This is a genomic window from Methylorubrum aminovorans (genome assembly GCF_022179725.1).
GTDB classification, from domain to species: Bacteria; Pseudomonadota; Alphaproteobacteria; order Rhizobiales; family Beijerinckiaceae; genus Methylobacterium; species Methylobacterium aminovorans.
In genome coordinates this window covers 2,501-5,755 of record NZ_BPRC01000067.1, presented here as the reverse complement: position 1 = coordinate 5,755, position 3,255 = coordinate 2,501, and the positions used below count along the sequence as shown (strand labels likewise).

General features: G+C 58.0%; 2 tRNA genes and 2 rRNA genes (1 of these 4 running past the window's edge). All 4 read left to right on the top strand.

What is annotated here, in order from left to right:
• Positions 1–484 precede the first annotated feature (484 nt).
• Positions 485–1,969, top strand: a 16S ribosomal RNA gene (locus tag MFF24_RS28345).
• 205 nt (positions 1,970–2,174) lie between these two features.
• Positions 2,175–2,251: transfer RNA gene (locus MFF24_RS28340), tRNA-Ile, on the top strand.
• Positions 2,252–2,257: 6 nt separating this feature from the next.
• Positions 2,258–2,333, top strand: a tRNA-Ala gene (locus MFF24_RS28335).
• Between the two features lie 309 nt (positions 2,334–2,642).
• Positions 2,643–3,255: ribosomal RNA gene (locus tag MFF24_RS28330) — 23S ribosomal RNA — on the top strand (it continues 2,205 nt past the right edge of the window).
• Together the 16S and 23S rRNA genes with 2 tRNA genes alongside form the textbook arrangement of a ribosomal RNA operon.

Genomic DNA, 3,255 nt, shown 5'->3' with positions numbered 1-3,255 from the left:
GGGGTTCTGGCGGTCTTCGGGATTGTTGGTGGAGCGGAGCTGATCCGGGTGACTGGATCGGGCGATCGCTGTCCTTGTTGTCCCGGGGTGTTGGTCGTCTCCGGCGCTGTTGCGCTTTCGCGGGGCGGTTGACAGGACGGTTCGCCGGCTCTAGACGCCGCGGACCGCTGGCGGCGGGTTTCGGATCCGGCCGCGGACTTCATCGCTGAGGGTGGGCTGCGTGGGCCGGGCAACCGGGCTGTCGGCGCGTCTTTGGTGGAGGGTTATACCCGGACGGGTGTAGGCTTCGCGCTCTTTGACAAGTGAATCTGAGAGAAAGAGAAACGTGGGCGGCTTGTTCATGTCCTTGCGGGTCTGGCGAAAGTCGGACCGTGAGAGATGAAGCTGACCTTCGTTTCGGAACGCTCACCGGTCATTCGCGGAAACGCGGGTGATACGGATGTGAGCACTCCGTTTATGTTGTGATCAGCTGAGATCAGCTCTTCAACTTGAGAGTTTGATCCTGGCTCAGAGCGAACGCTGGCGGCAGGCTTAACACATGCAAGTCGAGCGGGCACCTTCGGGTGTCAGCGGCAGACGGGTGAGTAACACGTGGGAACGTGCCCTTCGGTTCGGAATAACTCAGGGAAACTTGAGCTAATACCGGATACGCCCTTTTGGGGAAAGGTTTACTGCCGAAGGATCGGCCCGCGTCTGATTAGCTTGTTGGTGGGGTAACGGCCTACCAAGGCGACGATCAGTAGCTGGTCTGAGAGGATGATCAGCCACACTGGGACTGAGACACGGCCCAGACTCCTACGGGAGGCAGCAGTGGGGAATATTGGACAATGGGCGCAAGCCTGATCCAGCCATGCCGCGTGAGTGATGAAGGCCTTAGGGTTGTAAAGCTCTTTTGTCCGGGACGATAATGACGGTACCGGAAGAATAAGCCCCGGCTAACTTCGTGCCAGCAGCCGCGGTAATACGAAGGGGGCTAGCGTTGCTCGGAATCACTGGGCGTAAAGGGCGCGTAGGCGGCCGATTAAGTCGGGGGTGAAAGCCTGTGGCTCAACCACAGAATTGCCTTCGATACTGGTTGGCTTGAGACCGGAAGAGGACAGCGGAACTGCGAGTGTAGAGGTGAAATTCGTAGATATTCGCAAGAACACCAGTGGCGAAGGCGGCTGTCTGGTCCGGTTCTGACGCTGAGGCGCGAAAGCGTGGGGAGCAAACAGGATTAGATACCCTGGTAGTCCACGCCGTAAACGATGAATGCCAGCCGTTGGTCTGCTTGCAGGTCAGTGGCGCCGCTAACGCATTAAGCATTCCGCCTGGGGAGTACGGTCGCAAGATTAAAACTCAAAGGAATTGACGGGGGCCCGCACAAGCGGTGGAGCATGTGGTTTAATTCGAAGCAACGCGCAGAACCTTACCATCCCTTGACATGGCATGTTACCTCGAGAGATCGGGGATCCTCTTCGGAGGCGTGCACACAGGTGCTGCATGGCTGTCGTCAGCTCGTGTCGTGAGATGTTGGGTTAAGTCCCGCAACGAGCGCAACCCACGTCCTTAGTTGCCATCATTCAGTTGGGCACTCTAGGGAGACTGCCGGTGATAAGCCGCGAGGAAGGTGTGGATGACGTCAAGTCCTCATGGCCCTTACGGGATGGGCTACACACGTGCTACAATGGCGGTGACAGTGGGACGCGAAACCGCGAGGTTGAGCAAATCCCCAAAAGCCGTCTCAGTTCGGATTGCACTCTGCAACTCGGGTGCATGAAGGCGGAATCGCTAGTAATCGTGGATCAGCACGCCACGGTGAATACGTTCCCGGGCCTTGTACACACCGCCCGTCACACCATGGGAGTTGGTCTTACCCGACGGCGCTGCGCCAACCGCAAGGAGGCAGGCGACCACGGTAGGGTCAGCGACTGGGGTGAAGTCGTAACAAGGTAGCCGTAGGGGAACCTGCGGCTGGATCACCTCCTTTCTAAGGATGCCGCTTTAGGATGAGCGTTGGCCGCCAGGCTGACGATCCGCTCCTCTCGCAGCGTCATTGGATACATGAAGCCCAGTCAGGGCTTCGATTGGCGGGACCTGGATCGGCCGCCCTCGTTTCTCTTTCTCATCCGGATAGCGGGATCGCTGAAGGCGCTGTTGCGTAGGCAACGGCTGCCGATCGGGCGACCGGCTCGGGGCCTGTAGCTCAGGTGGTTAGAGCGCACCCCTGATAAGGGTGAGGTCGGACGTTCGAGTCGTCCCAGGCCCACCATGATCAGGGGACGTAGCTCAGCTGGGAGAGCAGTTGCTTTGCAAGCATCAGGTCGTCGGTTCGATCCCGTCCGTCTCCACCATTCTTTTGGGAGTTCGCTGAGAAGCGCACCAGGGATGGCAGTCTGACAAGGAAATCCGGAGAGAAGGTAAGAGTTTGCCTGTCTGAGCGCCCTGCGCCTGACACGGCATCGATATGAACAACTGTGAAGAGGGAATGTGACCGCGGGTCCTGCGAAAGCAGGGTGCCCGTTGAAGGTTATGTTCGGCAAGCATGTGATCGGATGGCCGAGAGGCTGTTCGATCACTGGTCTTTATCGTGACCGTGGTCCTGTGTGTGGGCGCCATCCGTAAAACGGCTGTCGACCACATCGGACATCGATCATGAGAGCGATCAAGTGCCTTAAGAGCATTCGGTGGATGCCTTGGCGCTGAGAGGCGATGAAGGACGTGGTACGCTGCGATAAGCCTTGGGGAGCTGCGAACGAGCTTTGATCCAGGGATTTCCGAATGGGGAAACCCACCTTCGACCTTTCGTATTGTGGGCTCAGAGCGGCAGCGATGTCGGTCTGATCCTTCACTACGATTGGTCAGATGAAGGTATCAAATCCTGAATACATAGGGGTTTGAAGCGAACCCGGGGAACTGAAACATCTCAGTACCCGGAGGAAAGGACATCAACGAGACTCCGTTAGTAGTGGCGAGCGAACGCGGACCAGGCCAGTGCCTTGCATGAGATTACCGGAACGGTCTGGAAAGGCCGGCAGGATGGGTGACAGCCCCGTACGGGACGGTCGATTGCAAGGACTCGAGTAGGGCGGGACACGTGAAATCCTGTCTGAACATGGGGGGACCACCCTCCAAGCCTAAGTACTCCTCAGCGACCGATAGTGAACCAGTACCGTGAGGGAAAGGTGAAAAGCACCCCGACGAGGGGAGTGAAACAGCACCTGAAACCGGATGCTTACAAACAGTAGGAGCCCAAGGTTCGTCCTGGGTGACTGC